The organism is Vibrio sp. V38_P2S17PM301, from assembly GCF_009904845.1.
GTDB lineage: Bacteria > Pseudomonadota > Gammaproteobacteria > Enterobacterales > Vibrionaceae > Vibrio > Vibrio proteolyticus.
In genome coordinates this window covers 47,570-68,884 of the sequence record NZ_WXWO01000034.1, presented here as the reverse complement: position 1 = coordinate 68,884, position 21,315 = coordinate 47,570, and the positions used below count along the sequence as shown (strand labels likewise).

General features: G+C 52.4%; 19 protein-coding genes, 1 tRNA gene and 1 pseudogene. 8 read left to right on the top strand and 13 right to left on the bottom strand.

All coding sequences use genetic code 11. The features are described from left to right. The first annotated feature begins 14 nt into the window (after positions 1-14). Positions 15-91: transfer RNA gene (locus CAG64_RS08030), tRNA-Asp, on the top strand. Between the two features lie 273 nt (positions 92-364). On the opposite strand, the gene CAG64_RS08025 is transcribed toward CAG64_RS08030, so the two are convergent. Both CAG64_RS08025 and CAG64_RS08020 read right to left on the bottom strand, forming a co-directional pair. Continuing rightward, entirely contained in the window at positions 365-943 is a 579-nt protein-coding gene (locus CAG64_RS08025) for a uracil-DNA glycosylase family protein (RefSeq protein ID WP_021707206.1), read from the bottom strand. Next, positions 943-1,869, bottom strand: coding sequence for a D-2-hydroxyacid dehydrogenase (locus CAG64_RS08020; protein WP_161488806.1), 927 nt, complete (start codon positions 1,867-1,869; stop codon positions 943-945). Before CAG64_RS08020 ends, CAG64_RS08025 begins: the two co-directional genes overlap by 1 nt. A gap of 71 nt (positions 1,870-1,940) precedes the next feature. Between CAG64_RS08020 and CAG64_RS08015 the strand changes: the two genes are divergently transcribed. Then, complete coding sequence (locus CAG64_RS08015) at positions 1,941-2,528, top strand: YjaG family protein (RefSeq protein WP_021707208.1); 588 nt, start codon at positions 1,941-1,943, stop codon at positions 2,526-2,528. Positions 2,529-2,554: 26 nt separating this feature from the next. Here the strand turns inward: CAG64_RS08015 and CAG64_RS08010 are convergent, their stop codons facing one another. Further along, a complete protein-coding gene (locus CAG64_RS08010; RefSeq protein WP_021707209.1) occupies positions 2,555-3,613 on the bottom strand; it encodes a CNNM domain-containing protein in 1,059 nt (352 codons plus the stop codon). Between the two features lie 353 nt (positions 3,614-3,966). On the opposite strand from CAG64_RS08010, the gene hupA reads away from it, so the two are divergent. Next, positions 3,967-4,239: a nucleoid-associated protein HU-alpha gene (gene hupA / locus CAG64_RS08005; RefSeq protein WP_021707210.1), complete on the top strand. Its 273-nt coding sequence runs from the start codon at positions 3,967-3,969 to the stop codon at positions 4,237-4,239. Between the two features lie 48 nt (positions 4,240-4,287). After that, entirely contained in the window at positions 4,288-4,983 is a 696-nt protein-coding gene (locus CAG64_RS08000) for a DUF1481 domain-containing protein (RefSeq protein ID WP_161488807.1), read from the top strand. Between the two features lie 45 nt (positions 4,984-5,028). Here the strand turns inward: CAG64_RS08000 and purD are convergent, their stop codons facing one another. The 3 genes and pseudogenes from purD to CAG64_RS23780 all read right to left on the bottom strand — a co-directional run. Next, on the bottom strand, positions 5,029-6,318 hold the full coding sequence (gene purD / locus CAG64_RS07995) for a phosphoribosylamine--glycine ligase (protein ID WP_161488808.1): 1,290 nt from the start codon (positions 6,316-6,318) through the stop codon (positions 5,029-5,031). 87 nt (positions 6,319-6,405) lie between these two features. Then, on the bottom strand, positions 6,406-7,998 hold the full coding sequence (gene purH / locus CAG64_RS07990) for a bifunctional phosphoribosylaminoimidazolecarboxamide formyltransferase/IMP cyclohydrolase (protein WP_021707213.1): 1,593 nt from the start codon (positions 7,996-7,998) through the stop codon (positions 6,406-6,408). 147 nt (positions 7,999-8,145) lie between these two features. Continuing rightward, a pseudogene (locus CAG64_RS23780) lies at positions 8,146-8,223 on the bottom strand (phosphoribosylamine--glycine ligase); the annotation flags it as partial. 49 nt (positions 8,224-8,272) lie between these two features. Between CAG64_RS23780 and zntR the strand changes: the two are divergent. The 4 genes from zntR to CAG64_RS07970 all read left to right on the top strand — a co-directional run bounded on the left by zntR (position 8,273) and on the right by CAG64_RS07970 (position 14,391). Next, the gene (gene zntR / locus CAG64_RS07985; RefSeq protein WP_021707214.1) at positions 8,273-8,671 is read left to right on the top strand and encodes a Zn(2+)-responsive transcriptional regulator; all 399 of its coding nucleotides are present in this window, start codon (positions 8,273-8,275) and stop codon (positions 8,669-8,671) included. A 173-nt stretch (positions 8,672-8,844) separates the two neighbouring features. After that, on the top strand, positions 8,845-10,380 hold the full coding sequence (cadC, locus tag CAG64_RS07980) for a lysine decarboxylation/transport transcriptional activator CadC (protein WP_161488809.1): 1,536 nt from the start codon (positions 8,845-8,847) through the stop codon (positions 10,378-10,380). Positions 10,381-10,799: 419 nt separating this feature from the next. Next, positions 10,800-12,146 (top strand): cadaverine/lysine antiporter, encoded by a 1,347-nt coding sequence (cadB, locus tag CAG64_RS07975; protein WP_161457629.1) that lies wholly within the window; start codon positions 10,800-10,802, stop codon positions 12,144-12,146. 109 nt (positions 12,147-12,255) lie between these two features. Beyond that, the gene (locus CAG64_RS07970; RefSeq protein WP_161457630.1) at positions 12,256-14,391 is read left to right on the top strand and encodes a lysine decarboxylase CadA; all 2,136 of its coding nucleotides are present in this window, start codon (positions 12,256-12,258) and stop codon (positions 14,389-14,391) included. A gap of 125 nt (positions 14,392-14,516) precedes the next feature. On the opposite strand, the gene CAG64_RS07965 is transcribed toward CAG64_RS07970, so the two are convergent. The 7 genes from CAG64_RS07965 to aroQ all read right to left on the bottom strand — a co-directional run bounded on the left by CAG64_RS07965 (position 14,517) and on the right by aroQ (position 21,190). Beyond that, the gene (locus tag CAG64_RS07965; RefSeq protein WP_443084076.1) at positions 14,517-16,154 is read right to left on the bottom strand and encodes a methyl-accepting chemotaxis protein; all 1,638 of its coding nucleotides are present in this window, start codon (positions 16,152-16,154) and stop codon (positions 14,517-14,519) included. A gap of 261 nt (positions 16,155-16,415) precedes the next feature. Then, on the bottom strand, positions 16,416-16,712 hold the full coding sequence (gene fis / locus CAG64_RS07960; protein WP_000462885.1) for a DNA-binding transcriptional regulator Fis: 297 nt from the start codon (positions 16,710-16,712) through the stop codon (positions 16,416-16,418). 23 nt (positions 16,713-16,735) lie between these two features. After that, positions 16,736-17,704 (bottom strand): tRNA dihydrouridine synthase DusB, encoded by a 969-nt coding sequence (gene dusB, locus CAG64_RS07955; RefSeq protein ID WP_161457632.1) that lies wholly within the window; start codon positions 17,702-17,704, stop codon positions 16,736-16,738. A gap of 139 nt (positions 17,705-17,843) precedes the next feature. Further along, positions 17,844-18,731, bottom strand: coding sequence for a 50S ribosomal protein L11 methyltransferase (gene prmA / locus CAG64_RS07950; protein ID WP_021707220.1), 888 nt, complete (start codon positions 18,729-18,731; stop codon positions 17,844-17,846). A 124-nt stretch (positions 18,732-18,855) separates the two neighbouring features. Beyond that, the gene (gene accC / locus CAG64_RS07945) at positions 18,856-20,196 is read right to left on the bottom strand and encodes an acetyl-CoA carboxylase biotin carboxylase subunit (protein WP_021707221.1); all 1,341 of its coding nucleotides are present in this window, start codon (positions 20,194-20,196) and stop codon (positions 18,856-18,858) included. Positions 20,197-20,209: 13 nt separating this feature from the next. Further along, positions 20,210-20,677 (bottom strand): acetyl-CoA carboxylase biotin carboxyl carrier protein, encoded by a 468-nt coding sequence (accB, locus tag CAG64_RS07940; RefSeq protein ID WP_021707222.1) that lies wholly within the window; start codon positions 20,675-20,677, stop codon positions 20,210-20,212. Between the two features lie 63 nt (positions 20,678-20,740). Then, positions 20,741-21,190, bottom strand: coding sequence for a type II 3-dehydroquinate dehydratase (aroQ, locus tag CAG64_RS07935; protein WP_021707223.1), 450 nt, complete (start codon positions 21,188-21,190; stop codon positions 20,741-20,743). Positions 21,191-21,315: the final 125 nt, after the last annotated feature.

Below are 21,315 nucleotides of genomic sequence, written 5' to 3'. Positions count from 1 at the left end.
AGTCTAACCAGTGCGGAGCGGTAGTTCAGTTGGTTAGAATACCGGCCTGTCACGCCGGGGGTCGCGGGTTCGAGTCCCGTCCGCTCCGCCATTTATTTCGAAAGCCTCGCTATCAGCGAGGCTTTTTTCGTTTTTCCCCGTTATTCTGGTCTTCGAGCAAACGAGTCCCGGTTGCTTGAAATCCCTACGGCTTTGCCACCTCTTTCAGACCCCAGCCATCATGCTGGGGTCTTTTTGTTTATGGGTAAGCCCGCTCCCTGTGAAGAATGTGACGCCCGAGTCGCTCTCACGCGTTTCAGAGCCCAACCCATAAGCTTGAATAAAATAACTCCATGGTTTTATGGCTGTTATTAACGAGACGTGGTTAGCCTTGACTTAGATGCTGATGAACGTAATCACGGATATAGGGAATCACTTCAGTTTCAAACCAGGGATTCTTTTTCAACCACAGGGTATTACGGGGGGAAGGGTGAGGTAACGGCAGAAACTGCGGTGCCCAGCGTTGCCATTGACGCACTGTTTCTGTCAGTGTGGTCGGTTTGTCGTGCAGGTAATAGTTCTGCGCATATTGACCGATCAGTAAGGTCATACCGATATTTGGCATCTGATCCAGTACCTGTTGATGCCATAGTGGCGCGCATTCTTTTCTTGGTGGCAGATCGCCGCTTTTTCCCTTCCCCGGATAACACAGTCCCATTGGCATGATGGCGATATTCTCCGCGTCATAGAAGACGTGTTTATCCAGATCCAGCCAGGTTCTTAACCTATCTCCACTGGGATCGTTCCAGGGAATGGAGGTCTGATGAACCTTAGTACCCGGTGCCTGGCCGATGATCAGCAGGCGTGATTGTCGGCTGGCCTGGATCACCGGATTGGCCCCTAAGGGTAGGTGAGGCTCACAGACTTTGCATTGTCTGATTTGGCACAGAAGTTCGTCCAGCATTAATAACCCTTGTTAAAGTCAACTTGGTGATGGAGCGCAAACCCGTCGCGCCAACGCAGGTAATTTTCACCAAAAATGGCCACTACCTGATCTGGAAAGCTCAAAGCGGCGATATGCGGTGTCACGGTCACATTTGTATGTTGCCAGTACGGATGTTGGTGCTCAAGTGGCTCCGTTTCAAATACATCCAGATAAGCGTGCTCGATATTTCCGGCGGCCAAGGATTGCAATAAGCCTTGTTGGCAGAGTGTCGCGCCTCGGCCGACATTGAACAGCAGAGCATGCTGAGCCGCTTGTAAGGTCTTAGCATTCAGTAGATGGTGAGTGTCAGGCGTATTTGGCAGAGTGTTGACGATAACGTCTGCGGTCGCGAGCGCTTTGTCCAGGTCCTGAATATGGTAGGTGTGGACAAAAGGTGAGCCCTTGGGCGGAATACCACTGCGGTTGACTCCTATGGTCTCCAACCCCATTGCCTGTGCGCTGTGCGCCAGGTGCACCCCAATTGACCCCGTACCGAGAATGACCATGCGTTTCTGCGTTAGGGAGACATAGGAGTGAGGTTGCCAGTGTTGCTGAGCCTGCTGCTGTTGGTACCGGCGGAAATGGCGGTAATGGGCGATAGTATAGCCGAGTACGTACTCGGCTATTTGCTGGCCGAAGATACCTTTGACATTGGTTAAGTGGTAATCGCGTTTGTCTGCTTGCTGCAGCAGAGCGTCAACGCCGGCATAGATGGATTGCAGCCAGACCAACTGAGGAAACTTGTCTAACTGCTTGGCCGCCATAGGCGGCGCAGCCAAAAGTATGCTCGCCTCGTCCCGCTGTTCGGTGATCACCAGATCCGGCAGCTTCAGATCAGCAACGAGCTGGCGGTACGTATCGTCGTGTTCGGTCAGAATGTAGAGCTTATGACTAAAATTGTTCATCGGCTTTGCTTTTTTCCCTGTGGTATATCAAGTACACTTCCGCTGTCTTTTTCTGCAACGACTGAGTAACTATGCTACAGAATCCCCTTCAGCTGCGTCTTGAGAAATTCGAGCCCTGGCAACAAATCACGTTTATGGCTTGCCTGTGTGAGCGCATGTACCCTAACTATGCCATGTTTTGCGCGAATACAGAATTCGCGGAAGCGCGTATCTACCGTGATATTCTCGACAGTGTCTGGGAACTCCTAACGGTGAAAAACGCTAAAGTGAATTTCGAACGTCAGTTGGAGAAGCTGGAAGAGATCATTCCCAGCTCGGAAGATTTCGATATGTATCTGGTGTATCCGGCGATCGATGCCTGCATTGGGCTGTCTACGTTACTGCACGGCCTGCTGGATCGTGATGATCTTCAGGAAAACATGTTCAAACTCAGTCAGCAGTCGGTCGCGACCGTTGCGCAGCTTGAAGAAGCTCAAACCGGCGAAGAGGTCACCAATGACAACCAGAAGCAGAACGAAGCGGTGTGTGGGGAATGGGACGTTCAGTGGGCCATTTTCCGTCCTCTGCGTGATGCGACAGAAAGAGACATCGAACTGATTAAAGATTTGCGTCAGGAATTGCGTGAAGAAGGCATCAGCAACATCGGTATCGGTTTATAAAAAATGGGAGCATGAGCTCCCATTTTTTAATCATCATCATCGCGGTTTTCTATGACGCCGTGCTTTTTCTTCCAGCGTTCCCAGCGTTGGTACGCCAGTTCCTGCATATCGGTGATGCGGTCCGCTTCATCGACAATCTCTTCACCCAGCAGATGCTCAAAGATGTCTTCCAGTGTCAGAATGCCTTGTACGGTGCCGTATTCGTCGACCACCATCGCCAGCTGCAGACGATGCGCCATCATCTGTTCAAAGGCGGTCGGCAGCGATAGCGTATTGAGCAACACATGCACCGGGCGCATGACCGCCCCCAACTGTTTGTCACCCAGGCCAGACTGTTGCAGCTTGAACAATTCCAGACGGTGGACAAAGCCGATGATGTTGTCCTTCTCCTGGCTGTAAACCAGCGGCCTTGAGAACGGTGTATCACGGTGCTCGTGCAGGAACTCGTTGATGCTCATCTCAGCATCGACGCGAAACACAACGGGCCGGGGTGTCATCACCTGAGTCACCGGAATGTCACGAATGCCCAGTAGGTTGTTGAGCATGGTCGATTCGCCTTCGGCAAATTCGCCGCTCTCCTGAGCCAGCATTGCCATCGCAGACAGCTCATCACGCATTTTCGGCGTTTCCTGTCCGCGAGCCAGACGTTTGGTGATTTGCTCTGAAAACCAGACAAACGGTGTCAATGCCCACACCATCCAACGCAGCGTGGTGGCGGTCAGTGGGGCTAACTGGCGCCAGTAGGTCGCTCCGATGGTTTTCGGAACGATTTCGGACAGCACCAAGATCCCCAGTGTCAAAACAGCGGAAAATACGCCCAGCCATTCGCTGCCAAACACGACCGCTGCCTGCGCACCCGCACTGGCCGCGCCAATCGTATGGGCGATGGTATTGAGGGTCAGAATCGAAGCCAGCGGGCGATCAATGTCTGCTTTGAGGCGCGACAATTTGCCCGCGGCCGGGTGGTCTTGTTGGCGCAGCTGGGCCAGATAACTTGGGGTAATACTTAATAAAACCGCTTCTAAAACCGAACAGACAAACGATACGCCGATCGCAATCGAAACGTAAACAGTCAGCAGTAACATAATGCTCCTATGCAGTGAGATACCACAACCGAACTTTGCGCCGGAAAAGGCAAATTTGCAATTTTTGCGGCTTATTCCGGTATGCCTGGGCATTATTGGTGTGCGTATTTTTTATTCAGCAAAAGCCCCGAAACATCAGGCTTCTCGTAACATTTGCTGCTATTAAATAGGGCTGTAAACAGGCAAAAACAAGTCTCAGATCCGAGGCATTGAGTAACAAATTGTGAGTTAATGCTCATATTCCGGTTAAAAGTACGTCAGTAAAGTCAAAGATCGCCGACAAACCTTTGCCAGATGGGGCATTTATGATTTAGAGTGAATTGAATTCGATAACACATAAGAAGGGAAACCTAATGAACAAGACCCAATTAATCGACTTTATTGCAGAGAAAGCAGACCTGTCTAAAGCACAAGCTAAAGCTGCTCTTGAAGCAACTCTTGACGGTGTGACTGACGCACTGAAAGAGGGTGACCAAGTTCAACTAATTGGTTTTGGTACATTCAAAGTAAACCACCGTGCAGCACGTACTGGTCGTAACCCTAAGACTGGTGCAGAGATCCAAATCGCTGCAGCTAACGTTCCTGCATTCGTTGCTGGTAAAGCACTGAAAGACGCAGTGAAGTAATTTATACTACGCCGAGATGCTTGTTTGTCTCGGCGTAATTCCTCTGCTATGAAAAATTGGTTTTTATCTTCACTAATCCTCTTGCCTTTAATCGGGTGTTCTTCCTCCGCTCCCACGCCTAATCTGGAACAATTTTCTGAATACACTGGCGGTCAGTCCCTTGGCGATGCGACCAGCTTTTACTGGTATACCGAGCAACAGTCTCAGCCGTTGAAGGCGGCAGATTATGTCTCTGCCGGTGATTACGGCTGGTATCAGTCTGAGTACCGTTGGGACGAAGGTCAGGTACGCGAGATGATTCGTGAAGGTAAGCAACGTAAGAGCGAGGCTCTGGTCGACTACCGCATTCATATCCGTTTCAATAAAGACGGGGAAGCGGTATTCCAGCGTTACCGTTTGGACGGGAAAGTGTTGCCGCTTAATGAGCAGCAATTGGCGAGCTACGTCCGTGAAGCCGACAATGTGGCCAGTACCGCTAAAAAGCAAGACAAGGCTGGTTTTGAGCTGTTACAAGGCGTATGGGACGGGGCTACTTTTGAGAGCTGCACTGGGCAGGAATACCGTCGTCTGTCGTTTAATCAGACTCTGCCGAGCTTCGTGGTCAACCGTTTGGCGGCGATTGACAGCTACGTGGCGTTTATCGGCAAGATTAAATCGGATGGCATGATCGTCGAACAACTGCTGATGTTGGCAGACGAGGATCATGGCTGTATTCAGCGGCCAGGGCTGCTGGAAAAGCAATAAAATAAAGGCGCTCATCAGAGCGCCTTTTTTGTCGATGCGAGGAGGTTATTCCTGATTCTCGCGCGCAATCGCTCGGTAACCAATGTCATTGCGGTGGAACATACCTTCCCAACGGATGTGTTGAGCCAGCTGGTAGGCACGTTGCTGAGCTTCAGACACGCTGTTGCCCAACGCAGTTGCACACAGTACGCGGCCACCGTTGGTGACGATGTCCCCATCCTGGTTATCGGTGCCTGCATGGAAGACTTTCTCGCCTTCCACTTCGGCCTGAGGTAGGCCTGAAATGACGTCGCCTTTGTTGTACGCGCCCGGGTAACCGCCTGCGGCCAGCACGATGCCGATGGAAGCACGCGGGTCCCATTTCGAGTCCACCTGGTCCAGTTTGCCATCAATAGCAGCCAGACACAGTTCAACCAGATCTGACTGCATACGCATCATGATAGGCTGGGTTTCCGGGTCACCGAAGCGGCAGTTATATTCGATCACTTTCGGTGTGCCGGATTTATCGATCATCAGGCCCGCGTAAAGAAAGCCGGTGTATGGGTTGCCCTCGGCAGCCATGCCGCGCACGGTTGGATAAATCACTTCATCCATAATGCGGTTGTGGATGTCAGGGGTAACCACGGGAGCGGGCGAGTAAGCGCCCATGCCGCCCGTGTTTGGGCCGGTATCTTTATCGCCAACACGTTTGTGGTCCTGGCTGGTCGCCATAGGCAGAACGTTTTCACCGTCAACCATGACAATAAAGCTCGCTTCTTCGCCATCCAGAAACTCTTCGATCACCACGCGGCTGCCAGCGTCGCCGAACGCATTGCCGGCCAGCATGTCTTTGATAGCGTCTTCGGCTTCTTCCAGTGTCATGGCGACAATCACGCCTTTACCCGCCGCCAGACCATCGGCTTTGACCACGATCGGTGCACCCTGCTCGCGCACGTAAGCAAGTGCCGGTTCGATTTCCGTGAAGTTGGCGTAAGCGCCGGTCGGAATGTGGTGACGAGCGAGGAAGTCTTTCGTAAAGGCTTTTGAACCTTCCAGTTGTGCCGCAGATTGCGTCGGACCAAAGATTGGCAACCCGGCAGCACGGAACGCATCCACTACGCCAATCACCAGTGGCGCTTCAGGGCCGACGATGGTCAGTTCAATGGCGTTCTCTTTTGCGAACGCAACCAGACCCGCGATGTCTTCCACTGCAATGTTGACGTTTTCCAGTTTGGGCTCAAGCGCTGTACCGGCGTTGCCTGGCGCAACAAAGATAGTTTCAACATTTGGGTTTTGCGCGGCTTTCCAAGCTAACGCATGCTCACGACCGCCGGCACCAATAATTAAAACTCGCATAAATGAATTCCTTAATTGTAAATTCGGATCTCTCAATCATTGGGAGCTCGATCAGGCTGACAGGCTCCCAAGTGATGGTTCGAAGGCTTAGTGACGGAAGTGACGCATGCCGGTGAAGATCATGGCCATGCCGTGTTCGTCGGCCGCCGCAATCACTTCATCGTCACGCATCGAGCCGCCTGGCTGGATCACGCATTTGATGCCGGCTTCCGCCGCGGCATCGATGCCATCACGGAACGGGAAGAAGGCATCCGACGCCATTACGCTACCGGCGACTTGCAGACCTTCGTCAGCCGCTTTAATGCCGGCAATTTTGGCTGAGTAGACGCGGCTCATTTGGCCTGCGCCGACACCGATAGTCATGTCGCCTTTGGCGTAGACAATCGCGTTAGATTTGACGTACTTGGCCACTTTCCAGCAGAACAGCGCGTCTTTCAGCTCTTCTTCGGTTGGTTGTCGCTGAGACACGACTTTCAAATCATCCAGATTTACCATGCCCTGGTCACGGTCTTGAACCAGCAGACCACCATTCACGCGTTTCACATCGAAGCCCGTTGTCTTGGTTGACCACTCACCACACTCGAGTAGGCGTACGTTTTTCTTCGCTGCGACCACTTCGATCGCTTCTTCAGACACTGAAGGAGCGATGATGACTTCAACGAATTGACGCTCAACGATCGCGCTGGCTGTCGAGGCATCCAGTTCGCGGTTAAATGCGATAATGCCGCCAAACGCTGAGGTTGGATCGGTTTGGTAAGCGCGGTTGTAGGCTTCCAGAATGTCGCCGCCCAGAGCCACACCACATGGATTAGCGTGTTTGACGATCACACACGCGGGCTCTGCGAACTCTTTCACGCATTCCAGCGCCGCGTCAGTATCGGCGATGTTGTTGTAAGACAGGGCTTTGCCCTGAATCTGACGTGCGGTTGAAACCGACGCTTCTTCTGGGTTCGCTTCCACGTAGAAGGCGGCATCCTGGTGGCTGTTTTCGCCGTAGCGCATGTCTTGTTTTTTGAGGAACTGCTGATTGAAGGTGCGAGGGAACTTGCTCTCTTCATCACCTTCTTTGTTCTCTCCGTAAGAAGGAACCATCGTGCCGAAGTAGTTGGCGATCATGCCATCGTAAGCGGCGGTGTGCTCGAATGCGGCAATCGCCAGATCGAAGCGGGTTTCCAGCGTCAGTGAGGCCTCATTGGCATCCATTTCGGCAACTACGCGCGGGTAATCGTGCGCGTTTACCACGATGGTCACGTCTTTGTGGTTTTTCGCTGCAGAGCGCACCATGGTCGGGCCGCCGATGTCGATGTTTTCCACGGCGTCTGCCAGCGTGCAGCCGTCTTTGGCAACGGTTTCGGCAAAGGGATAGAGATTGACGACAACCATGTCGATAGGTTTGATGTCATGTTGCGCCATGACGGCGTCATCCTGGCCACGACGGCCCAGGACACCACCATGCACTTTCGGGTGGAGCGTTTTAACCCGTCCGTCCATCATTTCCGGAAAACCGGTGTAATCTGACACTTCGGTCACGGCAATACCGCTGTCAGCCAGCAGGCGGGCCGTACCACCAGTAGAAAGGATATCGACACCGCGATCTGCCAGAGCTTGTGCAAACTCAACAATACCTGTTTTGTCTGACACGCTAATCAGCGCGCGGCGAATTGGACGAGCGTTGTTCATGCTTCCATCTTCCTCAAATTCATGGAGTTAAACTAAATAAAAGACGTTTGCCAAAAGTGAACATGGATTACCATGGGTAATGACTTGGCCAGTTTTGGTAAAAATCTTTAGTCACCAGTATCGACTGGTTAGATAATGTACTCCAAATTTGATGGCGCGTATTCTAACTAATTTATTACAAAAAAGCTCGCGCAATCGTTTGGCATCGCAAAAATAATTGCAAAAAAGGCGATCTTTCGCTTAAAAAGTAACGAGATAGTTAATAGGAGCCGTTATGTTTCAGATCGGTGAACTGGCGAAACGCTGTGGCGTGACCGCAGATACGCTGCGTTTTTATGAAAAAAATCAGTTAATTAAACCGGCAGGGCGTAGTGAGTCTGGCTACCGTCTCTACAGTGACGAAAATCAGCAGCAGGTCAGTTTTATTCTCAAAGCGAAAGATTTGGGGCTGACATTGGATGAGATCCGCGAGTTGTTGGAAATCAAGCTGGAAGCCACGGAGCACAGCTGCGCCGAAGTCAAAGCGATCACCTCGGCCAAACTGAACGTTATCGACACCAAAATTGCTGAGCTGACCCGTATTCGTAGCGCGTTGAAAAAGATCAACGATGCCTGCTGCGGTGATGTTGATGACGACGCTAGTCACTGTTCGATTCTGGCTGCTTTGGAGTAGGTCAAAGTTTTGTGTTTATAGCCCTTTAACCTTAGGTTGCATTTTTGGTATTGCAGTTTCTTAGGTTCTGACTGGGTTCCCACCTATAATTCCGCCTCCTGTCGACTCGGATAATTATTCGGGCGAGTGCCCGCTGAGCGACATTGTCTGACAGATACCAAGAGTGCCAAGTTATGGTTGGAACCTATTTTCAAATCAATGATTGGGTATTAAGCGTTGATGAAAATAAGCTGTATCGCCAGGACAGGGAAGTGTCGGCTGAACCGCGCTTAATCAATTTACTCCGATTTCTTGCTGAACATGCCGGTGAAGTATTTTGCCGAGAAGCCCTGATCACCCATGTGTGGGATGGGGCGATCGTGACCGATCAGGTGGTCACTCAGTCTATCTTTGAACTGCGTAAGCTGCTGCGCGATGGCCGCAAAGAGAACCTCAGTTATGTGGTGACGGTCCCCAAGCGGGGTTACAAGCTGGTAGCGGATGTTCAGCTGCTCGATTCCGCGCCTTTGCCGGTCAATCTGCCATCGGAGCAGTCCAGGCCGGATGACGACGACAGTGATATGGCTTTTCCTGCGGCGCCGTTGACCCGGGCAGTGTGTAGCCTGTCTGCCAGGACGGTGCGGTCGGCTCGTGCGCCCAGCCTGAGCCGCTGGCGTCAGACGGCGCTGAATGTGTTATGGGTGAGTGTGCTGATTGTAGCGATGGGGCTGTTTACCTACAACCAGTCGGAAGTGCGCATCACTCAGGCGATTGATACCCATCTGATTGAGTTTCGTTTTCAGGATCAACTGCATCACACCACGCTCAGCCACGAACTGGCCGACGGATTTGCCCAAAAGCTGATGTCCGATATTGCTCAGGTCAGCACGTACCGGGTCATGCTGCACAAAGCGGTATTCAATTCGGGAATTTTACCCGGAAAAACCGTGACCGTGCGGGTGAAAGATGACAGCGGTGTCCAATTGCTCGATATCGAATACAAGAACAACTCGTCGGAAAATGTCCTGTTCAGTCGCCAGTATCCACTGGTCAGCCAGCGTTTGCAGGCGGTGATGCAGCAGGCCTCTCAGGACCTGATGCAGGCATTGACGATTGCGCACCCGTACCACAAAGCGGCCAGGCTCATGGCCGACATGCCGAAAAATACCACCGCCTTACAACGCTTTGTTCAGGCGAACCACTACCTTAATGTGTCAGAGGCGACGGAGTTTGCCCGCGGAGTTGAGCTGCTGGAGCAGACGCTGGACGCGGAGCCAGGCAATGCGTATGTCGAGGCAGAGTTGCTGGTGGCTTACTATGTGCAGCACGCGCTTGAACCTGAACGCACACTAAACCATGAGCGGATTGCCATCCTCAACCGGCAACTGACTCAGGCCGTGGCGACGGAGCCGTTACCAACGCAGCCAAGAGTGTATGAAGCGTTGGCGCTGCATGAAGTGATGAGCGGGCAACTGTCGCAGGCAAATCGCGATCTGAACCGTGCACTGGCGCAGCGTGATTCGGTGCTGGCGTATGTGATTCAGGGCAAACTGGCTGAGTTGAACGGTGAACTGGACAAGGCCGGGGAGTCTTACAGTGAAGCGTTTTACATCGACACATCGATGGAAACTTACCTGCTGTGCCAGAATCTGATGTTCAGCAGCGATCTGAAAGCCATTGATTACGCCATGTACCGTTCGGTGCACCCAGCTGTTGTCCGAGTGATTTAAACGCACCTTGCTGAGTCAGCCTTATTTTGCCAAGCCCCTGCCAACCGGCGGGGGCTTTTTTTGCGCCGGGCCTGGTCATCAGAATAAGGAGGGCGGCCCAAGCCCACGTCGCTGCTCAATACCTGCGAAGTTGAGTGAGGTTGATATTTTTAGAATGGCGTTTGATGTGCTTTTAGATTTTCTTTTAATGTATGAAATTCAATGGCTTATATATTTTATTTGCTCAGGTTTATATCAGGATAAGCGCCGTCAGATCATGATTTTATTGATAATCTCATCTTGATTCTTTTTCGCTGTTTTGGGCGTAGTCTGCCAGTCGACAGTTAGCGAGTTCTGGCAGATATCCATGTCGATAACCGCTCGCTAATGATGTTCAGTTTGAGCGTCTGTTGCTCAATAAGAATCGACTTGGAGATGTTATGTCCTCGAATGCTAAAAAAATTGGCGTGATCGCCTGTACCGGGGTAGTGGCCGGTAACATGATGGGCAGCGGTATTGCGCTGTTGCCCTCCAGCCTGGCTACGGTAGGCTCCATTTCTCTGTTTAGCTGGCTGATTTGTATTGTCGGCGCGCTGTGTCTGGCGTTTGTGTTCGCTCGTCTGGCAACCAAAAACCCGCAACAAGGAGGCCCGATCGCTTATGCCGGTGAAATCTCTCCGGTGTTTGGTTTCCAGACGGGCGTGCTTTACTACCACGCGAACTGGATCGGTAATCTGGCGATTGCAATCACTGGTGTCTCTTACCTTTCGGTGTTCTTCCCGGTGTTGAACCACCCCATTCCGGCTGGTATCGCAACCATTGCCTCTGTGTGGCTGTTTACTCTGGTCAACCTGTTGGGGGGCAGTTGGGTGAGTCGTCTGTGCACGTTAGGGCTGGTGCTGATCCTGGTTCCCGTCCTGGGAACAGCTCTGTTTGGCTGGACCCACTTTGACACCGCCGTCTATGCCCAGAACTGGAATGTCTCGGCAGGCTCAGACAGCCACGCCATCATCACGGCGGTACTGATTTGTCTGTGGTCGTTTGTCGGTGTGGAATCAGCCGCGGTGTCATCCGGTATGGTGGATAACCCTAAACGCACCGTGCCGCTGGCTACCATGCTGGGTACCGGAATCGCAGGGGTGATTTACGTAATGTCGACGCAGATGATCAGCGGTATGTTCCCAGCCTCAGATGTTGCTGCCTCTGGTGCGCCGTTTGCGCTGGCCACCACAGCGCTGTTTGGCAGCTGGACCGCACCTTTTGTCTCGGCGTTCACCGCACTGGCGTGCTTCACGTCACTTGGCTCATGGATGATGTTGGTGGGAGAGGCCGGTAAGCGCGCAGCCAGTGATGGTAATTTCCCTAAGATCTACGGTGAAACTGACCGCAATGGCGTACCGAAAAAAGGGCTGATCCTGGCTTCGCTCAAAATGACCGCGCTGATGTGTGTGCTGATGGTGTTCAGCTCCAAAACCGCGCATGCTGCTGATCTGTTCAACCAACTGACCACCGATGCAGTGCTGCTGACCATGCTGCCGTACTTTTACTCCAGCATCAACCTGATCCGTTTTGAGGGCATGACCACCCGCAATGGCTTCGTGATGCTGTTCTCCGGTATCGCTTGTCTGTTCTGCATGGTAGCGCTGGCCGGGGCGGAAGGAACCACACTGACGGCAACCTTCATCATGTCACTGGTCATCCTGATGTTCTACAGCAAAAAAGCGGGGCTGGCCCAGTACATGGAACAGCATCGCAACGAGATGCCGGTTACTCAGACCGGTCACTAATCCTCACGCCGGTGCTGCGGTTCCGGCTCCCTGAATTTCTTTCGGCGCTTCTCTTACTCACTGCCTGTCGTTGGCAGGGAGCGCCCTCTTTCGCCTTGGAGATGTCCAAATGAATATTTTCGCTATCCTCAATCACATGGGTGTGTTCTTTAAAGAAGAACCGGTGCGTCAGTTGCATCATGCATTGGAAAAAGCCGGCTACGACGTGGTGTACCCGGTCGATGACAAAGACTTGATCAAGATGATTGAGATGAACCCGCGTATCTGCGGTGTCCTGTTTGACTGGGACAAATACTCACTTGAGCTGTGTGAGCGCATCAGCCAGATCAACGAGAAATTACCGGTGCACGCGTTCGCCAACGAGCAGTCGACCCTGGATATTTCCCTGACCGATCTGCGATTGAACGTCAGCTTTTTCGAATATGCCTTGGGGATGGCCGATGACATCCTGATCAAGATTAACCAAGCCACCGAGGCATACAAGGACGCGATCATGCCTCCGTTTACCAAGGCGCTGTTCAAATACGTTGATGAGGGGAAATACACCTTCTGTACGCCGGGCCACATGGGCGGGACGGCTTTCCAGAAAAGCCCTGCCGGTAGCATCTTCTATGATTTCTACGGCCCGAATACCTTCAAGGCGGACGTGTCTATCTCCATGCCCGAGTTGGGCTCGCTACTCGATCACTCTGGTCCGCATCAGGAAGCTGAAGAGTACATTGCACGGACGTTTAATGCCGACAGTTCATACATCGTGACCAACGGCACGTCGACATCAAACAAAATCGTCGGGATGTTTTCCGCCCCGGCGGGTAGCACCGTGCTGGTGGATCGCAACTGCCATAAATCGCTTACGCACCTGATGATGATGAGTGATGTCACACCGATTTATTTCCGCCCGACCCGTAACGCCTATGGCATTTTGGGGGGCATTCCGCAAAGCGAGTTCAGTCGTGAGGTGATCGCGGAGAAAGTGGCATGCACCCCGGGCGCGACTGCGCCGTCTTACGCGGTGGTGACCAATTCAACCTACGATGGCCTGTTGTACAACACACAGTTCATCAAAGAGTCGCTGGAGTGTAAACACATCCACTTCGACAGTGCCTGGGTGCCTTACACTAACTTCAACGCAATCTACGCAGGTAAATGTGGCATGAGTGGTGAGGCCATGCCGGGCAAAGTGTTCTACGAAACCCAATCGACGCACAAGCTGTTGGCGGCGTTTTCCCAGGCCTCGATGATTCACATCAAGGGTGAGTTTGACAAAGAGTCGTTTAACGAAGCCTTCATGATGCATACCTCGACATCGCCACAGTACGGTATTGTTGCGTCGACCGAAACGGCGGCGGCAATGATGCGTGGGAACACGGGTCGCAAGCTGATGCAGGACTCCATCGATCGGGCGATTCGCTTCCGCAAAGAAATCAAACGTCTGAAAGGGGAAAGTGAAGGCTGGTTCTTTGATGTGTGGCAACCAGACAATATTGATAGCACAGAATGCTGGAAACTGGATCCCAACGATGGATGGCATGGCTTCAAGAACATGGACGATAACCACATGTATCTTGACCCGATCAAAGTGACGCTGCTGACCCCGGGAATGAACAACGACGGTGAACTGGAAGAGTCCGGAGTTCCTGCTTCGCTGGTGGCGAAATTCCTCGACGAACGCGGCATTGTTGTAGAGAAAACAGGCCCATACAACCTGTTGTTCCTATTCTCTATCGGTATCGACAAATCAAAAGCCATGCAATTGCTGCGTGGTCTCACCGAGTTCAAACGCGGTTATGACTTGAATTTGACGGTCAAAAACTTCCTGCCTTCGTTGTACAACGAAGATCCAAGCTTCTATGAAGGTATGCGCGTTCAAGATCTTGCACAAGCGATCCATGATTTAACCAAAAAATACAACCTACCAGAGCTGATGTACAAAGCGTTTGATGTGCTGCCGGAGATGAAAGTGACGCCACACGCGGCGTGGCAGGAAGAGTTGCGGGGCCATACCGAGGAAATCTTGCTCAACGATATGGTCGGTCGCGTTAGTGCCAACATGATTCTGCCTTACCCTCCAGGTGTGCCCTTGGTACTGCCAGGTGAAATGGTGACGCCGGAGTCGCGTCTGGTGCTTGAATTCCTGGAAATGCTGTGTGAGATCGGCTCGCACTACCCAGGTTTTGAAACCGATATTCACGGCCTGTATCGTCAGAAAGACGGGCGTTATACCGTCAAAGTTCTCAAAGACTGAGTCAAGCTTAGCAACCTGCATCCCCTGCGGTGTCACTGCCGGGGATGCAGGTTGTTACCTCAGACAGTGCGCGATACCCCATCTCACTGTTACCCAAATGGCCAGGGCTGAATGCCCTGGTATTTTTACACTTTGAACGCAGCAAAGCTGGTTTGCAATTGGCGTCCGCTTTGCATCAGTTGTTCGCTGGCCGCCGCCACCTGATTGGCCTCGGCAGCCGCTTGATTGCTGTGATCCGCAATTGCGGCCACACTGCGGCTGATTTCATCGGTGGCACTAGTTTGTTGTGCACAGGCTTCAGCGATGTGTTCATTGAGCGACAGTATGGTGGCCACTTCGTGGTCAATGTCCGCCAGCGCCTGCTGGGCAATCACTGCTTGCTGCTGCGTGGCACCGGATTGTTGCTCGGTCTGTTCCATTGACAGACACACTTCCGCGGCACGTTTTTGTAAACTGGTGATGATCTGCTCGATTTCATCGGTGCTGCTCTGGGTGCGGGTCGCCAAGGTGCGCACTTCATCGGCCACTACCGCAAAGCCGCGGCCTTGTTCGCCAGCGCGAGCCGCTTCAATCGCCGCATTCAGCGCCAGCAGGTTGGTCTGCTCGGCCACGCCGCGAATCACCTCCAGCACGCTGCCGACATCCTGGGTTTCACGTTCAAGACTCCGGGCATTCGCCTGAGTCTGTGTCACCAGGGCAGACAGCGCGTCCATATAGCTGGAGGCCTGGGTGATCACAGCACTGCCATGACGGCCTTTATCATGCGCGGTCTGCGCCGCCTGAGCAGCTTCCTGAGCGGCATTGGCCACTTCCTGATTGTTGGCGTGCAGTTGGTCCATCGCGGAGGCAACCGTATCGACCGACTGTTGTTGCTGCTGAGTTTTCCCCGAGGCGGTGCTCGCCACCTGATTGAGCTCAACGGCGGCGCCGGTTATCCCGTCGGTGATCGGCTGGAGATCTCGTACGATCTCGCGGATGCGGGCGGTGAACTGATTGAAGGCGCTGGCAATGTGCGACAGTTCATCATTGCCATGCACTGGCAACTGACGGGTCAGATCGCCATCTCCGTCTGCGATTTCACGCAAAGCGCGCTCGGTATCGCTGCAAGGCTGGGTGATGCTGTGGCCAATCCAGGCGGCCAGCGCAATCATTGCCAACAGGCTGGCGGTGAGGATCATCAGGGCCGATTGTACCCGTTGCCACACTAAGGCGTTGACGTCATCTAGGTACACGCCCGAGCCAACCAACCATCCCCACGGCTGAAACAGTTTTACGTAAGACACCTTTTCCACGTCAACGTCGCTATCGGGTTTGGGCCACATATAGTACACAAACCCGGCCCCCTGTTTTTTCACCAGATTGACCATGTCGACAAACAGCGCTTTGCCATTGGGGTCTTTGATGGCCGACAGGTCTTTGCCATCCAGCTGAGGTTTCATCGGATGCATCACCATCGCCGGTTGTAAGTCGTTAATCCAGAAGTAGTCGTCTTGCTGGTAACGCAATGTGGCAATGGCGCTTCGTGCCTGTTGCTGCGCCTGCTCGGTGCTGAGGAGGCCCTGCTGCTGTTGTTGCTGGTAGTAGCTCATCAGGCTGTGCGCGGTTTCCACCAAATGGCGGGTTTTGGTCTGCTTGGCTTCCATCAGGTCCTGCTGATAATCGAACAGCATGGCTGCAAACGGTACCAGCATCAGTACGGCAATCAGAACGGTGAGTAAATAAAGGCGGGTTTTGATTTTGGTTTGTCGCAAGCTGACTCCCATACACATCACTCCTTGTGGATGGCCAGGCGGTGCCGGTCATTGTTGTTGTGGTTATTTGATATTGATGCACAAAATCAATGTAACAGAGCGACTTAATTCGCGTATATGCGACCAAAGGCGAGTTGAGAGAGCGGATTCGTTTTTGAGGAATGCGTGGTCTGTCAGTTACACAAAAGCGAGAGGTGAGAGCAAGGGCATCTGCCAATCGCAGGCATAAAAAACGGCGCTAGAGCGCCGTTTTTTGTCTTACCGCAGGAATGATCAGTTCATGCCGTATTTTTTCAGTTTCTTACGAAGAGTACCGCGGTTGATGCCCATCATGGTCGCTGCGCGAGTCTGGTTGCCGCGAGTGTACTGCATGATGGTGTCCAGTAGAGGCTGTTCAACTTCAGCTAGAACTAGCTCATATAGTTCTGTTACTTCTTGACCATTCAGCTGAGCAAGATAGTTTTTAAGAGACGCTTTAACAGAATCACGAAGTGGCTTTTGCGTGATTTGATCCTGTGAAGTTACGGTAGTTACTGTTAAAGCTTCTGAAGTCAGATTTTGTTCGAACATATTCGGTCTAGCTCTTCTCTTAATTATGATGCAACGTTATCAAAATAACCTTCCAACGCTTCAATTTGCAGCTCAGCTGCGTCGATGGCGTTGAAGGTACGGCGAAACTCACTCGCTTGTTCATGCTCTTTGAGGTACCAACCCACATGCTTACGAGCGATGCGGGGGCCCAGAAACTCACCATAGAAACTATGCAGAGCGTTCACATGACCAAGCAGTATGTCTTTCACTTTCGTATACGGAAGTTCAGGCATAGTGGTGCCGTTTTCCAAATAGTGTTGGATTTCCTGAAAAATCCATGGACGTCCCTGGGCAGGGCGCCCAATCATTAAAGCGTCGGCACCGGTGTACTCCAGTACCAGCTTCGCCTTTTCCGGACTATCGATATCACCGTTAGCGATAACCGGAATTGAGATGGCTTGCTTGACTGCTTTAATGCTGTCGTATTCGGCCTCACCTTTGTACATGCAAGCTTTGGTTCTGCCATGCAGAGCCAGTGCCTGAATGCCGCAGTCTTCGGCTAATTTAGCGATGTGGACACAGTTTTTATTTTCTGGGTCCCAACCAGTCCGGGTTTTGAGTGTCACAGGGACATTCACCGCGTTGACCACCGCTTTGAGGATCTCTTCAATGAGTTCCGGATACTGCAACAGCGCGGAGCCGGCCAGTTTCTTGTTCACTTTTTTGGCAGGGCAGCCCATGTTGATGTCGATGATTTGCGCACCGTTTTCAACACTGAACTGCGCTGCGTCGGCCATCAGCTGTGGATCTGAACCCGCAATTTGTACTGAGCGAACGCCCGATTCGCCCTCATGTACCATGCGTTGTTGAGATTTGGACGTTTTCCACAGTTTCGGGTTGGAGGACATCATTTCACTGACGGCCATCCCGGCACCGTATCGTAGACACAACTCGCGAAATGGTCTGTCAGTGACACCCGCCATCGGGGCGACGATCAGATTGTTCTTAAGTTGATAGTTTCCGATTTTCAAAACGTCTTCACAGCTTCGTACCAGCAAGGGCGCGCATTTTACGCATTTTTTGGTTGCGTGAAAAGACTAATATTTGAGCATTTACAATTTGTTTTTGTAATTTGCATGAATTTCAGTCAATTAGCGCGCAAAGTCTTGATTAGCCTTGTTTGCGGCCAGAGATGCGACACCACTCACTTTGCTCAACAATCGGATCTATGTGAAGCTCGTCACGGTAGTAAGTGGCCACATCTTCCGCTTGTGTATCGAGGACGCCGGACATCGCCAGTGCGCCGCCGGGTTTAATCAGACTCTTGATGACCGGAGACAGTTCCCGTAATGGGCCTGCCAGAATATTGGCCACCACGACGTCAGCCACCAAGCCTTCTGGCTGATTTTGTGGAAGATAGACTTCCAGTTGTTCGGCCACACCATTGCGTTGAGCGTTGTCTTTCGAGGCTTGCAGCGCCTGAGGATCGATATCAATCCCGATCACTTTTGCTGCGCCCAGTTTGATCGCGGCAATCGCCAGTATGCCGGAGCCACAACCAAAGTCGATGACGGTTTTATTTTCCAGATCCAGGCCTTCCAGCCACTCCAGGCACAGTGCGGTCGTCGGGTGGGTACCGGTACCGAAAGCCAGGCCCGGGTCGAGCATCACGTTCACGGCACTTGGATCCGGCACTTCACGCCAGCTCGGACAAATCCACAGGCGCTGGCCAAACTGCATAGGATGGAAGTTGTCCATCCACTCCCGTTCCCAGTCTTTGTCTTCCAGTTGCTCAACTTTGTAAGCAAAGTTGTCCGCGAGTAACTGGCTGGCTTTGATCTGGTCGATGATGCATCCGGTGTCCGCTTCGGCGTCGTACAGTGCCAGAATGTCGGTGTCGCCCCACAGGCGGGTTTCACCCGGCAATGGCTCAAATACCGGCGTATCGTGCGCGTCCAGGAAAGTGACGGACAGTGCGCCGGTCTCTTCCATCAGCATATCGCCGATTGGTTCGGCGTTTTGATTGGTCGCATTGAGTTTGATTTGAATCCAGGGCATGGCGGTCACTCTTTCAATAATTGAATTGGCGCAGAGTGTAGCAGAAGTGCGCGTGTTGTTTGAGTAGAGAAAGCAACAAAAATGCCCACCAAGGTGGGCATTTGCGGATGACGAGCAAGTGGGCTTACAGACCCAGCTTTTTCTCCAGATAGTGGATGTTCGTTCCACCGTGCTGGAAGTTCTCGTCATTCATGATGTCAACCTGCAGCGGCACGTTGGTTTTAATGCCTTCGATGATCATCTCACCCAGCGCATTTCTCATCCGTGCGATCGCAACGTCGCGGTTTTCACCGAAAGTGATCAGTTTACCGATCATTGAATCGTAGTGTGGTGGGACGGAATAACCACTGTAGATGTGGGACTCCCAACGCACGCCCATGCCGCCTGGCGCATGGAAACGTTCAATCTTACCCGGACAAGGCAAAAAGCGCACCGGATCTTCCGCGTTGATACGACATTCAATCGCATGGCCGCGGATCTTGATGTCATCCTGAGTGAACGACAGTGGTTGGCCTGCGGCCACACGCAACTGCTCTTTGATCAGGTCGACACCGGTCACCATTTCCGTCACTGGGTGTTCTACCTGAATACGAGTGTTCATCTCGATGAAGTAGAACTCGCCGTTTTCGTACAGGAATTCGAACGTACCGGCACCGCGGTAACCAATTTCCACACAGGCACGGGTACAACGTTCACCGATGTATTTGCGCATCTCTTCAGTGATGCCTGGCGCTGGCGCTTCTTCAACCACTTTCTGGTGACGACGCTGCATGGAACAGTCACGTTCGCCTAAGTGGATCGCACCGCCCTGACCGTCGGCAATGACCTGAACTTCAACGTGACGTGGGTTTTCCAGGAATTTCTCCATGTAGACCATGTCGTTGTTGAATGCCGCCTTGGCTTCGGCACGGGTCATGGCGATGGCCTGAACCAGCTCCGATTCGCTACGAACCACACGCATGCCACGACCACCGCCACCACCGGAGGCTTTGATGATCACTGGGTAACCGATGCGTTTCGCGTGGGCCTTATTTTTGATGTCGTCGTTGTCCAACGGGCCGTCTGACCCGGGAACACAAGGCACGCCCGCTTTTTTCATTGCGTTGATGGCCGACACTTTGTCACCCATTATGCGGATGGTGTCTGCTTTCGGGCCGACGAAGATGAAGCCGCTGCGTTCTACTTGCTCGGCAAAATCAGCGTTTTCTGACAAGAAGCCGTAGCCCGGGTGGATCGCAACCGCGCCAGTGACTTCGGCAGCAGAGATGATGCGTGGGATGTTCAGGTAGCTGTCGATACCACGTGCCGGACCAATACAGACAGTTTCGTCTGCCAGTAGGACGTGTTTAAGATCGCGGTCGGCGGTGGAGTGCACCGCGACGGTCTTAATACCCAGCTCTTTACAAGCGCGAAGAATGCGAAGCGCAATTTCGCCTCGGTTCGCGATGACTACTTTATCTAGCATAATGCTGCCCCGCTTATTCGATAACAACGAGTGGTTGGTCGAACTCTACTGGCTGGCCGTCTTCTACCAGAATCGCGGTGACCACACCGGACTTGTCGGCTTCGATCTGGTTCATCATCTTCATCGCTTCTACGATGCACAGGGTGTCGCCAGCGCTGACGCTTTGACCCACTTCAACGAACGCTTTCGAATCTGGGCTTGGCGAGCGGTAGAAGGTACCGACCATTGGAGAAAGAACCTGGTGACCTGCTGGTACTGCTGCCGCTGGTGCTGCCTCTTCAGTTGCTACCGGAGCCGGTGCAGCAGGGGCTGGTGCCGCCGCTGGCATCGCTGGAGCCGCGTAGTGGATAGGGGCTTGCATTGGCGCCGTGCCGCTGTTGCGACTGATGCGTACCGATTCTTCACCTTCAGAGATTTCCAGCTCAGCAATGCCAGACTCTTCAACTAACTCGATAAGCTTTTTAATTTTACGGATATCCATGTTTTCTTTCTCTTTTATCTTGTGAATAAGACAGCCCTGATAAGGACTGCAGAGCGTCTGTGGCTACTTCGCCTGCAACTTCTCAATGGCCGCAGACAAAGCGAATTCATACCCTTGTGCGCCCAAACCACAAATCACCCCTTCGGCTTTGTCCGACAGGTAAGAGTGGTGGCGGAAAGGTTCACGTGCATGTACGTTGGACAAGTGCACTTCAATATATGGGATGGCAACCCCAAGCAACGCATCACGCAGTGCAACACTGGTGTGAGTAAACGCGGCTGGGTTGATGATGATGAAATCCACCTGGCCGTAAGCCGCGTGGATTGCTTCAATCAGTTCATATTCGCGGTTCGATTGCAAATGGCTCAGTTCAATGCCCGCTTTTTGCGCTTGATCGGACAATTTCTCTACGATCTGTTGTAGAGTCTGCGAACCGTAGTGCGCTGGCTCGCGGAGCCCCAACAGATTCAGATTCGGTCCATTAAGGACGAGAATGCGTGATTTTGTCGACATTGTGTAGTCATTTTCCTTTATCGTGTTGCGAATTAGAATATTCCCACATTCTTTTTAATTCAGCATGATTTTTTTGTTAAAAATTCGCTGTAATTAAGAAATTGACCAAGATTATAGCTAATTCA

Excerpts from the sequence above, each read along its gene's own strand:
- CAG64_RS07965 (WP_443084076.1), bottom strand. The coding sequence starts at position 16,154 with ATGGGAGTCAGCTTGCGACAAACCAAAATCAAAACCCGCCTTTATTTA.
- purH (WP_021707213.1), bottom strand. The coding sequence starts at position 7,998 with ATGAACAACGCTCGTCCAATTCGCCGCGCGCTGATTAGCGTGTCAGAC.
- aroQ (WP_021707223.1), bottom strand. The coding sequence starts at position 21,190 with ATGTCGACAAAATCACGCATTCTCGTCCTTAATGGACCGAATCTGAAT.
- CAG64_RS08020 (WP_161488806.1), bottom strand. The coding sequence starts at position 1,869 with ATGAACAATTTTAGTCATAAGCTCTACATTCTGACCGAACACGACGAT.
- CAG64_RS07970 (WP_161457630.1), top strand. The coding sequence starts at position 12,256 with ATGAATATTTTCGCTATCCTCAATCACATGGGTGTGTTCTTTAAAGAA.
- purD (WP_161488808.1), bottom strand. The coding sequence starts at position 6,318 with ATGCGAGTTTTAATTATTGGTGCCGGCGGTCGTGAGCATGCGTTAGCT.
- accB (WP_021707222.1), bottom strand. The coding sequence starts at position 20,677 with ATGGATATCCGTAAAATTAAAAAGCTTATCGAGTTAGTTGAAGAGTCT.
- CAG64_RS08015 (WP_021707208.1), top strand. The coding sequence starts at position 1,941 with ATGCTACAGAATCCCCTTCAGCTGCGTCTTGAGAAATTCGAGCCCTGG.
- cadB (WP_161457629.1), top strand. The coding sequence starts at position 10,800 with ATGTCCTCGAATGCTAAAAAAATTGGCGTGATCGCCTGTACCGGGGTA.
- accC (WP_021707221.1), bottom strand. The coding sequence starts at position 20,196 with ATGCTAGATAAAGTAGTCATCGCGAACCGAGGCGAAATTGCGCTTCGC.
- hupA (WP_021707210.1), top strand. The coding sequence starts at position 3,967 with ATGAACAAGACCCAATTAATCGACTTTATTGCAGAGAAAGCAGACCTG.
- CAG64_RS08025 (WP_021707206.1), bottom strand. The coding sequence starts at position 943 with ATGCTGGACGAACTTCTGTGCCAAATCAGACAATGCAAAGTCTGTGAG.
- prmA (WP_021707220.1), bottom strand. The coding sequence starts at position 18,731 with ATGCCCTGGATTCAAATCAAACTCAATGCGACCAATCAAAACGCCGAA.
- fis (WP_000462885.1), bottom strand. The coding sequence starts at position 16,712 with ATGTTCGAACAAAATCTGACTTCAGAAGCTTTAACAGTAACTACCGTA.
- CAG64_RS08010 (WP_021707209.1), bottom strand. The coding sequence starts at position 3,613 with ATGTTACTGCTGACTGTTTACGTTTCGATTGCGATCGGCGTATCGTTT.
- zntR (WP_021707214.1), top strand. The coding sequence starts at position 8,273 with ATGTTTCAGATCGGTGAACTGGCGAAACGCTGTGGCGTGACCGCAGAT.
- cadC (WP_161488809.1), top strand. The coding sequence starts at position 8,845 with ATGGTTGGAACCTATTTTCAAATCAATGATTGGGTATTAAGCGTTGAT.
- CAG64_RS08000 (WP_161488807.1), top strand. The coding sequence starts at position 4,288 with ATGAAAAATTGGTTTTTATCTTCACTAATCCTCTTGCCTTTAATCGGG.